The sequence below is a fragment of the Roseomonas nitratireducens genome (genome assembly GCF_017813355.1).
In the GTDB taxonomy this organism is placed as follows: Bacteria; Pseudomonadota; Alphaproteobacteria; order Acetobacterales; family Acetobacteraceae; genus Neoroseomonas; species Neoroseomonas nitratireducens.
The window spans coordinates 1-15,017 of record NZ_JAGIYZ010000038.1; the positions used below are offsets into that span (position 1 = coordinate 1).

Annotated in this window: 16 protein-coding genes; 9 read left to right on the forward strand and 7 right to left on the reverse strand. The window is 74.1% G+C overall.

Annotated elements, in window-relative coordinates:
- The first annotated feature begins 262 nt into the window (after nucleotides 1-262).
- The 3 genes from J5Y09_RS22920 to J5Y09_RS22930 are packed head-to-tail and all read left to right on the forward strand — an operon-like array spanning nucleotide 263 to nucleotide 2,758.
- A complete protein-coding gene (locus tag J5Y09_RS22920; RefSeq protein ID WP_245217350.1) occupies nucleotides 263-1,891 on the forward strand; it encodes an electron transfer flavoprotein-ubiquinone oxidoreductase in 1,629 nt (542 codons plus the stop codon).
- The gene (locus J5Y09_RS22925) at nucleotides 1,888-2,121 is read left to right on the forward strand and encodes a hypothetical protein (protein WP_209354186.1); all 234 of its coding nucleotides are present in this window, start codon (nucleotides 1,888-1,890) and stop codon (nucleotides 2,119-2,121) included. The genes J5Y09_RS22920 and J5Y09_RS22925 overlap by 4 nt, the downstream gene beginning before the upstream one ends.
- 28 nt (nucleotides 2,122-2,149) lie before the next feature.
- The gene (locus J5Y09_RS22930; RefSeq protein ID WP_209354187.1) at nucleotides 2,150-2,758 is read left to right on the forward strand and encodes a glutathione S-transferase family protein; all 609 of its coding nucleotides are present in this window, start codon (nucleotides 2,150-2,152) and stop codon (nucleotides 2,756-2,758) included.
- A gap of 45 nt (nucleotides 2,759-2,803) precedes the next feature.
- On the opposite strand, the gene J5Y09_RS22935 is transcribed toward J5Y09_RS22930, so the two are convergent.
- Nucleotides 2,804-3,421, reverse strand: a complete 618-nt coding sequence (locus J5Y09_RS22935) for a Tat pathway signal protein (protein WP_209354188.1) — start codon at nucleotides 3,419-3,421, stop codon at nucleotides 2,804-2,806.
- A 93-nt stretch (nucleotides 3,422-3,514) separates the two neighbouring features.
- Here J5Y09_RS22935 and J5Y09_RS22940 point away from each other — a divergent pair, with 93 nt between their 5' ends.
- Complete coding sequence (locus J5Y09_RS22940; protein ID WP_209354189.1) at nucleotides 3,515-4,156, forward strand: NeuD/PglB/VioB family sugar acetyltransferase; 642 nt, start codon at nucleotides 3,515-3,517, stop codon at nucleotides 4,154-4,156.
- A gap of 7 nt (nucleotides 4,157-4,163) precedes the next feature.
- On the opposite strand, the gene J5Y09_RS22945 is transcribed toward J5Y09_RS22940, so the two are convergent.
- Nucleotides 4,164-5,054 (reverse strand): fumarylacetoacetate hydrolase family protein, encoded by an 891-nt coding sequence (locus J5Y09_RS22945; protein WP_209354190.1) that lies wholly within the window; start codon nucleotides 5,052-5,054, stop codon nucleotides 4,164-4,166.
- An 80-nt stretch (nucleotides 5,055-5,134) separates the two neighbouring features.
- Nucleotides 5,135-6,103 carry a M14 family metallopeptidase gene (locus J5Y09_RS22950; protein ID WP_209354191.1) on the reverse strand — a complete coding sequence of 323 codons (969 nt, stop codon included), beginning with the start codon at nucleotides 6,101-6,103 and terminating at the stop codon, nucleotides 5,135-5,137.
- A 385-nt stretch (nucleotides 6,104-6,488) separates the two neighbouring features.
- Between J5Y09_RS22950 and J5Y09_RS22955 the strand changes: the two genes are divergently transcribed.
- On the forward strand, nucleotides 6,489-6,965 hold the full coding sequence (locus J5Y09_RS22955; protein ID WP_209354192.1) for a CAP domain-containing protein: 477 nt from the start codon (nucleotides 6,489-6,491) through the stop codon (nucleotides 6,963-6,965).
- Nucleotides 6,966-6,968: 3 nt separating this feature from the next.
- Here J5Y09_RS22955 and J5Y09_RS22960 read toward each other — a convergent pair whose 3' ends face one another.
- Together J5Y09_RS22960 and J5Y09_RS22965 are read right to left on the reverse strand one after the other, a co-directional pair.
- On the reverse strand, nucleotides 6,969-7,790 hold the full coding sequence (locus tag J5Y09_RS22960) for an MBL fold metallo-hydrolase (protein ID WP_209354193.1): 822 nt from the start codon (nucleotides 7,788-7,790) through the stop codon (nucleotides 6,969-6,971).
- The gene (locus J5Y09_RS22965; RefSeq protein WP_209354194.1) at nucleotides 7,787-8,521 is read right to left on the reverse strand and encodes a DsbA family protein; all 735 of its coding nucleotides are present in this window, start codon (nucleotides 8,519-8,521) and stop codon (nucleotides 7,787-7,789) included. The genes J5Y09_RS22960 and J5Y09_RS22965 overlap by 4 nt, the downstream gene beginning before the upstream one ends.
- A gap of 354 nt (nucleotides 8,522-8,875) precedes the next feature.
- Here J5Y09_RS22965 and J5Y09_RS22970 point away from each other — a divergent pair, with 354 nt between their 5' ends.
- Nucleotides 8,876-10,279: a gamma-glutamyltransferase gene (locus J5Y09_RS22970; RefSeq protein ID WP_209354195.1), complete on the forward strand. Its 1,404-nt coding sequence runs from the start codon at nucleotides 8,876-8,878 to the stop codon at nucleotides 10,277-10,279.
- Nucleotides 10,276-11,439 (forward strand): pyridoxal phosphate-dependent aminotransferase, encoded by a 1,164-nt coding sequence (locus tag J5Y09_RS22975; protein WP_209354196.1) that lies wholly within the window; start codon nucleotides 10,276-10,278, stop codon nucleotides 11,437-11,439. The genes J5Y09_RS22970 and J5Y09_RS22975 overlap by 4 nt, the downstream gene beginning before the upstream one ends.
- Before the next feature lie 87 nt (nucleotides 11,440-11,526).
- On the opposite strand, the gene J5Y09_RS22980 is transcribed toward J5Y09_RS22975, so the two are convergent.
- The gene (locus J5Y09_RS22980; RefSeq protein ID WP_209354197.1) at nucleotides 11,527-11,877 is read right to left on the reverse strand and encodes an antibiotic biosynthesis monooxygenase family protein; all 351 of its coding nucleotides are present in this window, start codon (nucleotides 11,875-11,877) and stop codon (nucleotides 11,527-11,529) included.
- A 100-nt stretch (nucleotides 11,878-11,977) separates the two neighbouring features.
- On the opposite strand from J5Y09_RS22980, the gene J5Y09_RS22985 reads away from it, so the two are divergent.
- Both J5Y09_RS22985 and J5Y09_RS22990 read left to right on the forward strand, forming a co-directional pair.
- A complete protein-coding gene (locus tag J5Y09_RS22985) occupies nucleotides 11,978-12,697 on the forward strand; it encodes an ArsR/SmtB family transcription factor (protein ID WP_209354198.1) in 720 nt (239 codons plus the stop codon).
- Nucleotides 12,694-13,917 (forward strand): MFS transporter, encoded by a 1,224-nt coding sequence (locus J5Y09_RS22990; RefSeq protein ID WP_209354199.1) that lies wholly within the window; start codon nucleotides 12,694-12,696, stop codon nucleotides 13,915-13,917. The genes J5Y09_RS22985 and J5Y09_RS22990 overlap by 4 nt, the downstream gene beginning before the upstream one ends.
- A gap of 38 nt (nucleotides 13,918-13,955) precedes the next feature.
- On the opposite strand, the gene J5Y09_RS22995 is transcribed toward J5Y09_RS22990, so the two are convergent.
- A complete protein-coding gene (locus J5Y09_RS22995; RefSeq protein WP_209354200.1) occupies nucleotides 13,956-15,017 on the reverse strand; it encodes an NAD(P)H-dependent flavin oxidoreductase in 1,062 nt (353 codons plus the stop codon).

Consider the following 15,017-nt stretch of genomic DNA (forward strand, 5'->3'; position numbering starts at 1 on the left):
CGGCGCGGGCGGCGATGGCCGGCGCGGCGGGGCGGGGGCCGTCATCGGGCACGGCGCGGGGGACGGCCACCGGGCGCGCGGCGGCGCGGTCCGGCGGCTCGGGCGCCAGCGCCTCGTCCGCCCCCCAGTCCAGCTGCAGCGCGAGTGCTGCCAGCCATGCCGCCCTGTCCGCGTCCATCCCCGCCATATCGGGCGCTGGCGGGGTTCCGCGCAACCCGCCCTGCGGCTACATGGGCGGCAACATACGAGGGACATCGGGGACATGGCCGAAGACCGCGAGGCAATGGAGTTCGACGTGCTGATCGTGGGGGGCGGGCCGTCGGGCCTGGCCGCCGCCATCCGGCTCAAGCAACTGAACCCCGATGCCTCGGTCTGCCTGGTCGAGAAGGGCAGCGAGATCGGCGCGCACATCCTCTCGGGCGCGGTGCTGGAACCGCGCGCGCTGGATGAGCTGATCCCCGACTGGCGCGACGACCCGCCGGCCCTGGCGACCCCCGCCCGCGACGACCGCTTCATGTTCCTGACGGCGACGAAGGCGTGGAAGCTGCCGACGCCGCCGCAGATGAACAACCACGGCAACTACATCGTCAGCCTGGGCAATGTCTGCCGCTGGCTCGGCGCGAAGGCCGAGGCGCTGGGCGTCGAGATCTATCCCGGCTTCGCCGCGTCCGAGACCATCATCGAGGACGGCGTGGTCAAGGGCGTCGTCGCCGGCGTCATGGGCATCACGCGCGATGGCGAGCAGGGCCCGAACTACCAGCCGGGGATGGAACTCCGCGCCACCTACACGCTGTTCGGCGAAGGCTGCCGCGGGTCGCTCACCAAGAAGCTGTTCGAGACCTACAAGCTGCGCGAGGGCGCGCAGCCGCAGACCTACGGGCTCGGCATCAAGGAGCTGTGGGAGATCCCGAAGGAGAAGCACACGCCCGGGCTGATCTGGCATTCGACCGGCTGGCCGATGCCGTCGGACACCTATGGCGGGTCCTGGCTGTACATGCTGGGGGAGAACCTGGTCTCGATCGGCTTCGTGGTCGGGCTCGACTACACCAACCCCTGGCTTTCCCCCTTCGAGGAATTCCAGCGCTTCAAGCAGCACCCGGCGGTGCGCCCCATGCTGGAGGGCGGCAAGCGGATCGCCTACGGGGCGCGCGCGCTGAACGAGGGCGGCTTCCAGTCCATCCCGAAGCTGGTCTTCCCCGGCGGTGCCATCATCGGCGACAGCGCGGGCTTCCTGAACGTGCCCAAGATCAAGGGCACGCACACGGCGATGAAGTCCGGCATGGTCGCGGCCGAGGCGATCTCCGAGGCGCTCAAGGCCGAGCAGCGGCCGGCCGTGGTCGAGGCCTATCCCGCGCTGCTCAAGGCATCCTGGGTGTGGGAGGAGCTGAACGCGGTGCGCAACATCCGCCCCGGCTTCGCCAAGTTCGGCTTCTGGGGCGGCATGGCGAACGCGGCGCTGGAGGCCTACGTCTTCCGCGGCAAGGCGCCCTGGACGCTGTCGCACCATGACGACCACGCGACGCTGAAGAAGGCGTCCGACGCGCCGCGCATCGAGTATCCGAAGCCGGATGGCGTCATCTCCTTCGACCGCCTCTCCTCGGTGTTCCTGTCGAACACCAACCACGAGGAAGACCAGCCCGCGCATCTGAAGCTGCGCGACCCGTCGCGCTGGAAGGCCGTGAACTTCGAGACCTTCGGCAGCCCGGAAAGCCGGTACTGCCCCGCCGGCGTCTACGAGGCGGTGGGTGCGGAGGAAGGCCAGCCGCGTCTGGTGATCAACGCGCAGAACTGCGTGCACTGCAAGACGTGCGACATCAAGGACCCGACGCAGAACATCGACTGGTGCACGCCGGAGGGCAGCGGCGGGCCGAACTATATCGGCGGGATGTGAAGGAAGACGCGCCTCTGCATCGCGCCGCGCACCCCGTGCTCGGCGTGCTGCGCGCGGGCGTGCTGCTCGGCCTCGGCTGGGTGGCGGCGGCGGCGCTCGCGTGGGAATTGTTCGGGATGCTCTGGGCCGTCTTCGTGCTCGTGCTGTGGGTGCTGCTGCTGCGGCGCTTCCACGGCGCGGTGCAGGCGCTGGCCGAGGCCATCCGAAAGGAAACCGCGCCGCGGGGCTGATCCCGCCGCGCGTCATCGAGGAAACACCATGCTCAAGATCCACGGCATCCCCCGCTCCCGCGCCTTCCGCTGCATCTGGGCGGCCGAGGAAGCAGGCCTGCCCTACGAGGTCATCCCGATCGGCTTCCAGCCCGGCTTCAAGCTGGAGCGCGCGGTCGAGATCAACCCGAACAACAAGATCCCCGCGCTCGAGGACGGCTCGCTCGTGCTGTTCGAAAGCCTCGCGATCAACCTGCACATCGCGGGCAAGGCCGGCGCGCCGCTCATGCCCACCGGCGACGACGCCTCGCGCGTCATGCAGTGGACGCTCTGGGCGGCGACCGAGGCCGAGCCGCATGTCATGCGCTGGTCCTACAACGCCTACCTCAAGCCCGAGGCCGACCGCGTCGCCTCCGAAGCGGCGGCGGGCAAGGAAGCGCTCGACCTGCGCCTCGCGGTGCTCGAGAAGGAACTGGCGCAGCGCCCGTACCTGCTCGGCAGCGGCTTCACCGTGGCCGACCTTAACCTCGCCTCGGTGCTCTACGGCTCCTGGCTCAACGGCTACGACTACGCGCCCTTCCCCAAGGTCAAGGCGTGGCTCGAGGCCTGCATGACGCGCCCCGCGGCGCTCAAGGCGCGCAAGCAGCGCGAGGGCTGAGGCCCGCCGCCGGCGCGAACCGCTCGCGGGGTTCGCGCCGGCACGCTACCGCCAGGTCACGTTGCGGCGCGTGCAGGTCTCGATGTTGCGCTGTTCCATGATCCGCCCGTCCATGTAGACGACGCGGATGTCGGCGGTGCACACGCCCGTGCGCGGCAGCGGGATCGGCATCGACGCGCCGGGCGGCAGGATCTGGCGCGGGCCCAGCCTGTCCCGCCCCCAGTTCCGCTCGCTGGTCAGCGAGACATAGATCTCCCGGATCGCGTCCCCGCTGCGGTTGACGAAGGTGAAGGACGGGTCGGGCTGCTGGACCACCGGCGGCGGCGGCGCGGGTGCCAGCGGCGTGTCGCGCCCGAAGGCGATGCGGTCGAGCGAGCAGGCGTTCACGCCGAGATGCCCGTCCTCCGTCCCATCCGCGAAGCGCACGCGGATATCGAGCCAGCAATCGCGGAAGGACGGCTCGACGAAGACCTGCAGCCCCGGCCCGAGCGGCCCGCGGGCGAGGATGTTCGGCCCCCATTCCGTGACGCGGGACGGCGAGACATTGGCCGAGACGATCGCCTGGCCGGTGTTGTTCTGCAGCCAGAAGCGGTTCTGCGCCTGAGCCGGCGCGGCGCCGGCCAGCAGCATGAACAGGGCGGCGAGAAGGCCGAATATGCGCATCCGTCTCTCCGGGCGGCGGTGCCGTGATGCGCCATCCTACCCGCCTTTCCGCGGCAAGGTGATGGCGCGCGCCGATGCATGTAGGCTCGGCGCATGACGATGGAACGACCGGCGATCCTGGTGCTCGGCGCGGGCGGGCACGGCAAGGCGGTGCTCGACCTGCTCCTCGCCCATCGCGGCTGGCGGGCGGCGGGGGTGGTGGATGCCGCGCCGCGCGTCGCCGCCGTGCTCGGCGTGCCGGTGCTCGGCGACGAATCGGCGCTGGCGACCCTGCGTGAAGGCGGGATCGCGGCGGCGCATCCGGCGATCGGCGCCAACGCGGCGCGGCGCGCGGCGGCGGACCGCCTGCAAGCCGCCGGCTTCGCCCTGCCCGCCCTGGTCCACCCGGCCGCGATCCTCGGCACGGGGGCGCGCGTGAGCGAGGGCGCGGCGGTCATGGCGCGCGCGGTGCTGGGGGCCGATGCGCGGATCGGGCGGCTGTGCATCGTCAACACCGGCGCGATCGTCGAGCATGACGGCGTGCTGGAGGATGCCGCCCATGTCGGCCCGGGCGCGGTGCTGGCGGGCTTCGTGCGGATCGGGCCCGGCGCGCTGGTCGGCGCGGGTGCGGTCATCCGCCCCGGCGTGACGGTGGGCGCCGGCGCCGTCGTCGCCGCCGGCGCGGCGGTGGTCGAGGACGTGCCCCCCGGCGCGACGGTCGCGGGCGTTCCCGCCCGCCCCGTCGTGCCGGGCTGATGGGCCGTCAGGCGCCGATCGTGTTGGTCAGCGTGCCGATGCCCTCGATCGTCAGCGCCATGACGTCGCCGGGCTTGAGCGTCTGCGGCGGCTGCATCGCGTAGCCGACGCCCTCGGGCGTGCCGGTCATGATCACGTCGCCCGGCAGCAGGGTGAAGCCGGCGGAGAGCTGGTGGATGATCTCCTTCACGTCGAAGATCATCTTGCTGGTGCGGCTGCCCTGGCGCTGTTCCCCGTTGATGGTCAGCCCGATCGCGAGGTCGGAGGCGTCGAGGTCCGCCGCCGGCACGATCCAGGGCCCCATCGGGCAGGAGCGGTCGAGCGACTTGCCCTTGAACCACTGCCCGTGCCGGCGCTGCAGGTCGCGCCCCGTCACGTCGTTGCCGATGGTCCAGCCGAAGACGTGGTCGAGCGCCTTCTCCTTCGGGATGTCGGCACCCGCCGTGCCGATGACGGCGACGAGCTCGACCTCGTAGTCGAGCCACTTGGTCACGTCCGTATGCGGCGGCACGAGCGCGCCCGGCGCGATGACGCAATCAGGCGCCTTGGTGAAGAATTGCGGGAACTTCGGCACCTCGGACTGGGTGATGCCGCGCGTGCGGTCGCCTTCGGCGACGTGGTCCATGTAGTTGCGCCCGACGCAGAAGACGTTGCGGCGCGGGCGCGGGATAGGCGCCTGCAGCGCGACGGACCCCAGCGGCAGGATCGCGCCCGCCGGCGGGTTCGCCGCCAGGGCGCGGATCGCGGCCATCGCGCCTGGCCCGGCCTCGATCACCGAGATCATGTCGCGCGCCGGCGGCATGGCGGCGGCCAGGTCGAGGACGCGCTCGCCCTCCAGCAGCAGGCCGGCGCGGCTGCCCGCGGCGTCGGCGAAGGTGATGAGGCGCAAGGCGGCCATGGCGTGTTTCCCCCGAAGGATTGGTGCGGGCTGCACGCAAGCGCGGCGGGCCGCGCCGCGCAAGCCCCCGGGGGCGCGGGTCAGTCCAGCAGGCGCGCGAGCCGGACCGCCGTGTGGCCGCGCGGCACCATCGGCGTCGGCATCACCAGCAGGCAGTCGTCGTGCGGGGTGCGGATCTCCTCCTCCCCGTCCAGCGCGATCAGCGTATTGCGCGCGGGGATCACCTCCCCGCCGCGGAACTCCCGCACGAAGGCGAAGTCGCGCGACGCGGCGGTGATGGTGCGCGTGACGACCGCGCGGCGCGGCGCGGGTAGCGAGGGCGGGTCGGCCGGCAGCGCGTCGCCCGGCCGCGCCATGCCCTGGTGCCGCAGCGCCCGCGCCGCGGCGAGGTCCATGCGCGCGACGGTGGAAAGCTGCCAGTGCGGGCCGGCCTCCACCAGCACGGCCGTCGCATCCGTCGCCGGGTCGGCGAAGCGCGCGTAGTCGATCATGCGGCGCCCGCCGGCATGGCCGGAATCGGAGACGATGGTCGGCGGCACGCCGATCGCGACCGCCAGCCGCGCGGCCTTCTCGGTCTCCCCCGCCAGGATCAGCGGGTCGGAGGGCCAGAGCATGGAATGCAGGTCCACCAGCACGTCCACGGTATCGAGCAGCGGGCGCAATTCCCGCGCCCGGCGCAGCTCGGAGGAGATGCGCCGCATCCCGAGGTCGGCATCCGACCAGCAGCGGTTCAGGTCCTCGTCCACGAAGCGCGTCGCCGTCGGGTCGTCCGGGTCGAAGCGACGGAAGGCGGCGAGGTTGCAGAAGGCGAGCGAGAGCCGCCCGCGCGCGGGGCGGATGCCCGCCCGCAGCCAGCGGTCGAGCACATGCGCGCCGCCGATCTCGTTGCCGTGGACCAGCGCGGTGACGGCGAGGTGCGGCCCGTCCTCCGCCGCGGCGAAGCTCCAGACGCCCGGGATGCCCGTATTGCCGTCGATCCAGCGCCGGATGTCCGGCACCGCGATCTCCACCGGCACCGAAAGGGGAAGGAAGCCGGCCGAATCGGTCATGCGGCCGGGCACCTCGTCCCGCAGCGCGGCGCGCGCCGCATCGTCGAAGCTCGCCTGCCGTCTCCCGCCTGCACCATCGCCTCCGTAGATCTACAGTCTATACAGGTCGGGGGCCTCGTCTATCCGCGGTCGCGCGCGCGGCGGCGGTGCGACCGGTGGTCGTGAAACCGGCCTGCGTGCTCGGAAATCGCTTGGCCGCGAAGCGCCCGCACGCGATGAACCGTTTCTACGGAACGCCCCTCCATCGAACATTCCCTTCCCCCGTCCGGGGTCGGCGCTGGGCATGTGACCTGCGTCACCTGGCGCCCCGGAAGGGACGAAGGCGCGCCGCACACGCGTTCGTGGCAAGAACGCCCCAGCCATCGATTCGAACGACCAGGACGCCATGCTCCATCGCCGCCTGCTCCCCGCCCTGCTGCCCGCCCTCGTGATCGGCAGGGAAGCCCTGGCCGCCGACCCCGGCACGCAGCAGGCCATCCGCGCCGAGGTAAACGCCGCGCGCGCGGCCTTCGGGCGCGGGCCGCTCGGCATCGACGACCGCCTTTCCCGCGCCGCAACGGCGCATTCGCGCGACATGCTCGCGACGTCGCGCATGGACCATCGCGGCAGCGACGGCAGCGACCCCGGCGCGCGCATCGCCCGCGCCGGCTATCGCTGGCGGTCCTTCCGCGAAAACGTCGCCGCCGGCCAGGGCAGCCCGCGGGAGGTCGTGGTCACCTGGATGAACAGCGCCGGCCACCGCGCCAACATCCTGGCCGACGACGTGACGCAGATCGGCGTGGGCTTCGCCGGCGGGCCGGGGATGATGATGGGCAACATCCCGCGCCTGTTCTGGACGCTGGTGCTGGCCGCGCCGCGCTGACGGTCAGGGCGCGAGCGGCCCCGGCCCTTCCACCGCGCGGATGTAGCGCGCGACGGAGGCGCGCACCGCCTCCTTGCCGCCCGTGGGGATCACGCGGTCCCACCAGGCGCCGTAGACGGCATCGAAGTCGAGCGCGTCCAGCACCGCGCCCATGCGCGCCACATCGGCCGCGGGCAGCGGCACCCAGTTGGGGAAGGACCACATGAAGGAGACATGGCGCCGGTCCGGCGTCACGCTCGCGATGTCGCCCGTCATGATCGCGCCGCGCCCCGCCGCCCAGTGCAGGATGGTCCCGCCGGCGTAATGCCCGCCCAGGCGATGCAGGGTCACGCCCGGCAGCACGTCGCACCGCTCGCCCTGCCAGAAGCGGATGGCGGGGTCGGGCCGCATCACCCAGCGCGAATCGTCGCCATGCAGCAGCACCGGGCAGTCGAAGGCCCGCGCCCAATCCACCATGCTGGCGTAGTAGTGCGGGTGGCTGATGGCGATGGCGGCGATGCCGCCCAGCGCCTTCACGATCGCCACCGTCGCGGGATCGACCAGCGCGACGCAGTCCCACAGCACGTTGCCCGCCGGCGTGCGGAGCAGCAGCGCCCGCTGCGCGATGCCGAAATCGGGGAACATGCCGCAGCCGAGCAGGTCGGGTGCGACCTCCCGCCAGCCGATCGCGTGCCGGCGGGCGAGCGCCTCCATCGTCGTCCAGGCCTGGCCCGCGCCGGGGACCCATTGCCGCGGGTCCTCGCAGATCGCGCAGGCCGCCGGCGGGGCGGCGGAAGGCGCGTGCTGCGTGCCGCAGGTGGCGCAGATGAAGGCGGTCGCGCTCATCGCCGCCGCTGGCGCTCGGCCGCGACCATGCGCTCGAGTTCCGCGAGCGGAACGGCGCCGGGCACCAGCGTGTCGCCGATCACGAGCGCCGGCGTGCCCTCGATCCGCAGCGTGCGGGCGAGCGCGACATTGGCGTCCAGCCGGCGCTGGATCGCCGGATCCTCCATCTCCCGCAGCAGGCGCGGGACGTCGAGGCCGACGCGCGCGGCCTCCTCGCGGATCGCCTCGTCCGTCGGCTCCCCGCGCAGGGCCATCAGCGCGTCGAACAGCTGCGGGTAGCGCCCCTGGCGCTGCGCGGCGAGCAGCGCGCGCGCGGCCACGACCGATTGCGGCCCCAGGATCGGCAGGTCCTTCATGATGACCCGCACCTGCGCGTCGCGGGCGAGCAGCTGCGTCATCTCCCCATGCAGCCGCTTGCAGTAGGGGCAGCGCGCGTCGCTGAACTCGACGATCGTGACGTTCCCGCGCGGGTTGCCGCGCACCGGGTCGGCCGCGTCGCCGAACAGCGCCTGGCGATGGGCGGCGATGGCGGCGCGCTGGGCGCCGGTCCGTTCCTGCTCCTCCGCCGCCTGGATCGCGCCGAAGGCGTCGCGCAGGATGGAGGGGTCCCGCCGCAGCGCGTCGCGCAGGATGGAGACGATCTCCTCCCGCTGCGCCTGGGTGAAGGACTGCGCGATGGCGCGGCCGCCGATCAGGGTTCCGGCCGCGGCCAGAAGGAAGGCTCGTCTCATCGTCTCTCCCGGCGCCGGGGCGCCTGTTTCCCGGCCCGTCCGGCGGGCATGGGCGCCGCGCGGCGGGGGACCGGCCGCGCGCATCCGCGGGCGGGCAGTCTGCGCGCATGGCCGGCGCCGCTCAACCGCCGCGACGCCCGCCCCGGCCCCCGGCCCCGCCGCGGGACGGACGGGCGGGGACCGAACATGCGGTTGCCGGTCGTCACGAAGGCGTCTATGGCCGAGGCCCTGAGCAGCGCGGCGCGGGCAGCGGCCGGACCGGGGCCCGGGGCCGCACCCGCCGCCGCCGCGATGCGCGGGATGACAGCGTGCCCCCGGACGGGTGGCACGCCAGGGGAGGCCAGGGCCAGGCGCATGAGCACCAGCACCACCACCGGGGCGAGCGACTTGCCCATGCGCGCGACCCAGGGGCGCCGGCCGAAGCGCCTTGCGGCGGCCCTGCTGATCGGCCTCGGCCTGGCCCTGCCCGGCTGCTCCAGCGTGAGTTCCGTCGTGCCGGGCCTCGGCGGCCGCCCCCAGGCGCCGTTCGGCACGCCCGGCCACGTCACCGGCTTCGTCGGCGGCGCCGCGGCCGACGAACCCCGCGCGGCGATCGTCGCGCGCGAGATCCTGTCCTCCGGCGGCACGGCGGTGGACGCGGCGGTCGCCGGCGCCTTCGCCATGACGGTCACGCTCCCCTCCCGCGCCGGGCTCGGCGGCGGCGGGGCCTGCCTCGTCTTCAACGTCCGGCAGCGCGAAGTCATCGCCCTGTCCTTCCCCGCCGGCGGCCGCGCCGGCATTCCGCAGGGCACGGACCGACCGGCCGCGGTGCCGCTGATGGCGCGCGGCCTGTTCCTGCTGCACACGCGCGGCGGGCGGCTGCGCTTCGAGCAGCTGGTCCGCCCGGCCGAGGACCTCGCGCGGCTCGGCACCGAGGTGAGCCGCGCCTTCGCCACCGACCTCGCCGCCGTCGCCGGGCCGCTGCTGCAGGACCCGCAGGCGCGGCGCGTCTTCGGCGCGCCGGGCGGCGGGCCGCTGCAGGCGGGCGAGCGCATGACGCAGCTCGACCTCGGCGCGACGCTGGCGCAGCTGCGCACCGGCGGCGTGGGCGAGATGTACCAGGGCCAACTCGCCGGGCGGCTCGAGGAAGGGTCCGCCACCGCCGGCGGCGGGCTGACCGCCGCCGAGCTCCGCGCCGCGCGGGCCGAGGCGCTGGAGACGGTGCGCGTGCCGGCCGGCAACGACGTCGCGCATTTCCTGCCCGCCTCGATCGATGGCGGCGCGGGCACGGCGGCCGCCTTCCAGGCGGCGATGTCCGGCGCCGCGGCGCCCTTGTCCTCCGGCATGGTCGGCGCGAGTGCCGGCCTCGTCACGCAGGACCCGGAAGGCAATGCGGTCGCCTGCGCCTTCTCGATGAACAACCTGTTCGGCACCGGGCGCGTGGTGACGGAAACCGGCATCCTGCTGGCCGCCGCGCCGAATGCGGGCAACGTGCCGGCCGCGCCGCTCGCGGTCGCGCTGGCGACGAACCGCGACCTGCGCCTGTTCCGCGCCGCCACGGCCGGGTCCGGCCAGCAGGCGGCCGGCGCCGCCGCGGGCGCGACGCTCGCCGCCGCGCTGCGTCGCGTGGCCCCGGGCGAGGTCTTCTCCGCGGTGCCGGAACCCGGGCGCGGGCTGATCATCAACTGCCCCGGCTTCGCGCCGGCGGCCAACGCGACCTGCTCGGGCCAGGCCGATCCGCGCGGCGGCGGCGTCGCGATCGGATCCTTCGCGCGATGAAGGTGGGGCGCGCGGGCGACGCGCCGCCCTTCCTGGTGATGGACGTGATCGCGGCGGCCAATGCGCGCGCCGCCGCGCTGCCGCCGGGCGCGCCCGGCATCCTGCGCATGGAGGTCGGCCAGCCCGGCACCGGCGCGCCGCGCGGCGCGCGGGATGCCGCGATCGCCGCCCTCTCGGCCGGCCTGCCGATGGGCTACACGGAGGCCTTCGGCCTGCCGAGCCTCCGCGCGCGCATCGCGCGCCACTACGCCGAGCGCTACGGCGCGGCGGTGGCGCCCTCCCGCATCGCGGTGACGGTCGGCGCCTCGGGCGCCTTCCCGCTCGCCTTCCTCGCCGCCTTCGACCGCGGCGACAGGGTCGCGATGGCCGCGCCCTTCTACCCGCCCTACGCGAACATCCTCACCGCGCTCGGCATGGAGCCGGTGATGCTGCCCTGCGACGCCGCCACGCGCTTCCAGCCGACGATCGAGATGCTCGAACGGCTCGACCCGCGCCCGGCCGGGCTGATCGTCGCCAGCCCCTGCAACCCGGCCGGCACCATGCTGGCGCCGGAGGAGCTCGCCGCGATCGCGCGCTGGTGCCACGCGAACGATGTGCGGCTGATCAGCGACGAGATCTATCACGGGCTCACCTGGGGCACCGTCGCCGAGAGCACGGCGGCGGCCTTCAGCGACAGCGCCGTGGTGGTGAACTCCTTCTCGAAATACTGGTCCATGACGGGCTGGCGCATCGGCTGGCTGCTGCTGCCGGAGGACCTGGTGCGCCCGGTGGAATGCCTCGCGCAGAACATGTTCATCAGCGCGCCGCATGTCGCGCAGGTGGCGGCCGAGGCGGCGATGGACTGCACCGAGGAGCTGGAGGCGAACAAGGCCGCCTATGCCGCGAGCCGCGCAGCACTTCTCGAAGGGCTGCCGCGCGCAGGGCTCGACCGGATCGCGGCGGCGGACGGCGCCTTCTACCTGTGGTGCGACGTGGCGCACCTGACGAACGACAGCGCCGCCTTCTGCGCCGAGATGCTGGACAAGGCCGGCATCGCCGCGACCACGGGGCTCGACTTCGACCGCGAGCGCGGGGCGCGCTTCCTGCGCTTTTCGTATTGCGGGCCGGCCGAGGACATGCGGGCGGCGCCGGGGCGGATCGCGGCCTGGCTCGGGCGCTGACGGAACCCGCGCGAAGGATAGACCGTTGCGCGGATGGCCGTCAGCGGTTCGTCCTGCGCACGGCCGCCCCGCGCGCGATAGCCGCCGCTAAAGTCCCCACAGCGCGTTGCTGTCCTCCGGCGCCTGCTCCCGCCGTTCGTCCCGCCCGTAGTCGCGCAGCACGGCCGCGACGCGCAGGCGGTAGCCGGCGAAGACACCCTCCCGCCCCGCGCGCTGCGCGCCGCGATGGCCGCCATGGCAGCGCCAGGCGCGGACCGATTCCTCGTCCTGCCAGAAGGACAGCGAGAGCAGCTTGCCCGGCGTGGTGATGCTGCGGAAGCGCTCGACCGAGACGAAGCCGGGCTGCTTCTCGAGCTCCGCGCGCATGGTCGCGGCCATGGCGAGGTAGTCCTCCTCCCGCCCCTCGGCGGGCTGCACCTCGAAGATCACGGCGATCATGCGAACCCCTCCCCTGCCCCGCGCCGTCTCGCATGGCGGCGCGGCCGTCGCTTCGCGGGCCGCCGAAGCATCGCGGCCCATGCTGGTCTAGCATCGCCGCATGACCGACCCCACCGCCCCCGGCCCGCTCGCGGCCACCGCCGCGCTGATGGCCGACCCGGCGCGCGCGCGCATGCTCGCCGCGCTGATGGGGGGCGAGGCGCTGACGGCCGGGGAACTCGCCCGCGTCGCCGGCGTGACGGCGGCGACGGCGAGCGGGCATCTCGCCCGCATGGCCGATGGCGGGCTGCTGCTGGTCCATGCGCAGGGACGGCACCGCTACTACCGGCTGGCCTCGGAGGAAGTGGCGGCCGCGATCGAGACGCTGGGCGGGCTTGCCGCGCGCATCGCCGCCCCCGCCCGCCCCTGGAAGCATGGGGAAGCGGCGCGCGCGGCGCGGCTGTGCTGGAACCATCTCGCCGGGCGGCTCGGCGTCGCGCTGCATGCGCGGCTGACGGGGGAAGGCTGGCTCGCGCCCGTGCCGGGCGGGTGGGACGCGACGGGGGAAGGCCGCGCGCGGCTGGCGGCGACCGGCGTGGATCTCGACGCGGCGTCGCGCGCGCCGCGCTTCGCGTGCGACTGTATGGACTGGTCCGAGCGCCGCCCGCATCTCGCCGGCGGGCTGGCGCGGGAGATCGCGACGGGCTGGATCGGCCGCGGCTGGCTGCGCCGCCTGCCGGCGGAAGCGGATGGCGACATCCTCGCGCGGCGACGGCTTTCGCTGACGCCGGAAGGGGCGCGCGCGCTGCGCGACGGGCTGGGGCTCGACCTTTCGGCATGAACGCCGCCGTCGCGCTGATGGCGGCCCTCGCCGCCATGACCGGGCTGTCGCAGTTCCACCGCGCCGCCCTCGGCGTGGTCGCGCCGGAACTGACGGACGACCTCGCGCTGAGCCCCGCGGTGCTGGGCGCGGCGAACGGGATGTTCTTCGCCGCGCTGCTGGTCGCGCAGGTGCCGGTCGGCATCGCGCTCGATCGCGCGGGGCCGCGCAGGACGGTGGCCGCGCTGACGGGGCTCGCTGTGGCGGGCGCGCTCGCGCAGGCCTTCGCGACGGATGGGGCGATGCTGCTCGCCGCGCGCTTCGTGCTGGGGCTGGGCTGCGGGGCGTCCTTCATGGCGGCGGTCGTGCTCTGCGCGCGTTGGCACAGGGGGGCGGAGATGACGCTCGCGCTGAGCCGCGTCTTCGCGCTGTCGCAGATGGGAATCCTGTTCGCGGGGGCGCCGCTGGCGGCGGTGGCGGGGCTGGTCGGCTGGCGGGGCGCGCTCGGCGCTTCCGCGCTGCTGACCGCCGCCTGCCTCGCGCTGTGGTGGCGCTGGGTGCGGGACGATCCGCCCGACCGCCCGGCGCCGCCGCGCAAGGCCGAGACGCTGCGGGAGGCGCTGGCGGGGCAGGTCTCGATCTGGCGGTTGCCGGGGCTGCCGCGCGTGCTGTCGATGCATCTCGTCGCCTATGCGGCGGCGGCCACGGTGATCGGGTTGTGGGCCGGGCCGTACCTGGCCGATGTGCATGGGCTGGATGCGACGGGGCGCGGCTGGGCGCTGGCGGCGATGGGGGTTGCGATGCCGGTGGGGTTGCTCGGCATCGGGCCGCTCGAGCGCGCGATCGGGCGGCGGCGGGCGATCGTGACGGCGGGGGCGGGGCTGGCGGCGCTGATGCTGGCGCTGCTCGCGATCCTGCCCGGGCTGCCGCTGGCGGCGGCGCTGACGCTGCTGGTGCTGCTGGTGTTGTTTTCCGCCTATCCGGTGCTGGTGGTGGCGGAGGGACGTTCGCTGTTTCCCGACCATCTGGTGGGCCGGGGTGCCACGACGGTGAACATGGCGCAGGTACTGGGCTCGGCGCTGCTGCCCCTGCTCGTCGGCGCCGTCGTCGGACTGTTCCCGGAGGCGGGTGGCGTGCGCCCCGAAGCCGCCTATCGCGCCGGCTTCGGCGTATTGTGTCTGGCGCTGCTGCTGGGCCTTGCTGGCTGGCTGCTGCTGCCCGCGGGTGAGAAAAAAGGTTGAGGGGGGTTCGAGGGGAGAAGTTCCCTTCTCCCCCCGACCTAAGGCAGCAACGCCTGTGCTTCGTTCCACAGCCTTTGCGTGAGGTCCGCGGCCGGTTCTTCCGCCGCCAGCCGTGCCGCCTGCCCCGCCCACATCTGCATCGCGCGCGCGTCGCCGGCCTTCTCCGCCGCCGTCCGCACCGGCGCGAAAAGGCCGCGCTGCACCGGATAGGGCGCGGTCGGCGGGCTTTCGGCGCGCACCACATCGTTCGCGATGCCGCGGCCGAGGCGGCCGGAGAAGATGCGCGTCAGCCGCGTGCCTTCCGGCTCGGCTTCGGCGATGGCCGCCGCCCAGGCGGGATGCGTGCCGGCTTCCGGGCAGCGCAGGAAGCCCGTGCCGATCTGCACCGCGCTCGCGCCCAGTGTCAGCGCCGCCGCGATGCCGCGCGCATCGGCAATGCCGCCGGTGGCGATCACCGGCAGGTCGAGCGCGTCGGCGAAGCGCGGGATCAGCGCGAGGCCGCCGGTCAGTTGCGATTCCGCGCTCGCATGGTCGAAGGCGCCGCGATGCCCGCCGGCTTCCGCGCCCTGCGCGACGATGGCGTCCGCGCCGGCGGCCGCGGCCTGACGTGCCTCGGCGATCGTGGTCGCGCAGGCGAACCAGGCGATGCCGCGCGCCTTGGCTTCCGCCACGACCCAGGCCGGGAAGACGCCCATGATGGAGGAGATGGCGCGCGGCCCGGCGTCCAGCATGGCGCGGCATTGCGCGTCGAAGTCGGGCAGGAACGGACCTTCCGGGATCGGCGGGCGCGGGCCGAAGCGCGCAAGGTGGTCCGCCATTGCCGCTTCGCGCGCCGCGTCGCGCGCGGGCGGCGGGTCGGGGATCCAGAGGTTCGCCTGGAAGCCGCCATTGCTGCGCGCGCGGAAGTCGGCGGCCCAGGCGGCGATGGCTTCGGGCGTGGATGACAGCGCGCCGAGCGCGCCCATGCCGCCCGCATTGGCGATGGCGGCGGCGAGCGCGGGGGGCGATGCCCCGGCCATCGGCGCCATCAGGATCGGCGCCGACACGCCGAAGCGCGCGCAGAATTCCGCCGCACGCGCACGCTGGGGTGACGTGCCCAT

Bases quoted from the DNA above. Each gene is read 5' to 3' on its own strand.
- J5Y09_RS22920 (WP_245217350.1), top strand. From the start codon at position 263: ATGGCCGAAGACCGCGAGGCAATGGAGTTCGACGTGCTGATCGTGGGG.
- J5Y09_RS22930 (WP_209354187.1), top strand. From the start codon at position 2,150: ATGCTCAAGATCCACGGCATCCCCCGCTCCCGCGCCTTCCGCTGCATC.
- J5Y09_RS22935 (WP_209354188.1), bottom strand. From the start codon at position 3,421: ATGCGCATATTCGGCCTTCTCGCCGCCCTGTTCATGCTGCTGGCCGGC.
- J5Y09_RS22940 (WP_209354189.1), top strand. From the start codon at position 3,515: ATGACGATGGAACGACCGGCGATCCTGGTGCTCGGCGCGGGCGGGCAC.
- J5Y09_RS22945 (WP_209354190.1), bottom strand. From the start codon at position 5,054: ATGGCCGCCTTGCGCCTCATCACCTTCGCCGACGCCGCGGGCAGCCGC.
- J5Y09_RS22950 (WP_209354191.1), bottom strand. From the start codon at position 6,103: ATGACCGATTCGGCCGGCTTCCTTCCCCTTTCGGTGCCGGTGGAGATC.
- J5Y09_RS22955 (WP_209354192.1), top strand. From the start codon at position 6,489: ATGCTCCATCGCCGCCTGCTCCCCGCCCTGCTGCCCGCCCTCGTGATC.
- J5Y09_RS22960 (WP_209354193.1), bottom strand. From the start codon at position 7,790: ATGAGCGCGACCGCCTTCATCTGCGCCACCTGCGGCACGCAGCACGCG.
- J5Y09_RS22965 (WP_209354194.1), bottom strand. From the start codon at position 8,521: ATGAGACGAGCCTTCCTTCTGGCCGCGGCCGGAACCCTGATCGGCGGC.
- J5Y09_RS22970 (WP_209354195.1), top strand. From the start codon at position 8,876: ATGAGCACCAGCACCACCACCGGGGCGAGCGACTTGCCCATGCGCGCG.
- J5Y09_RS22975 (WP_209354196.1), top strand. From the start codon at position 10,276: ATGAAGGTGGGGCGCGCGGGCGACGCGCCGCCCTTCCTGGTGATGGAC.
- J5Y09_RS22980 (WP_209354197.1), bottom strand. From the start codon at position 11,877: ATGATCGCCGTGATCTTCGAGGTGCAGCCCGCCGAGGGGCGGGAGGAG.
- J5Y09_RS22985 (WP_209354198.1), top strand. From the start codon at position 11,978: ATGACCGACCCCACCGCCCCCGGCCCGCTCGCGGCCACCGCCGCGCTG.
- J5Y09_RS22990 (WP_209354199.1), top strand. From the start codon at position 12,694: ATGAACGCCGCCGTCGCGCTGATGGCGGCCCTCGCCGCCATGACCGGG.
- J5Y09_RS22995 (WP_209354200.1), bottom strand. From the start codon at position 15,017: ATGGGCACGTCACCCCAGCGTGCGCGTGCGGCGGAATTCTGCGCGCGC.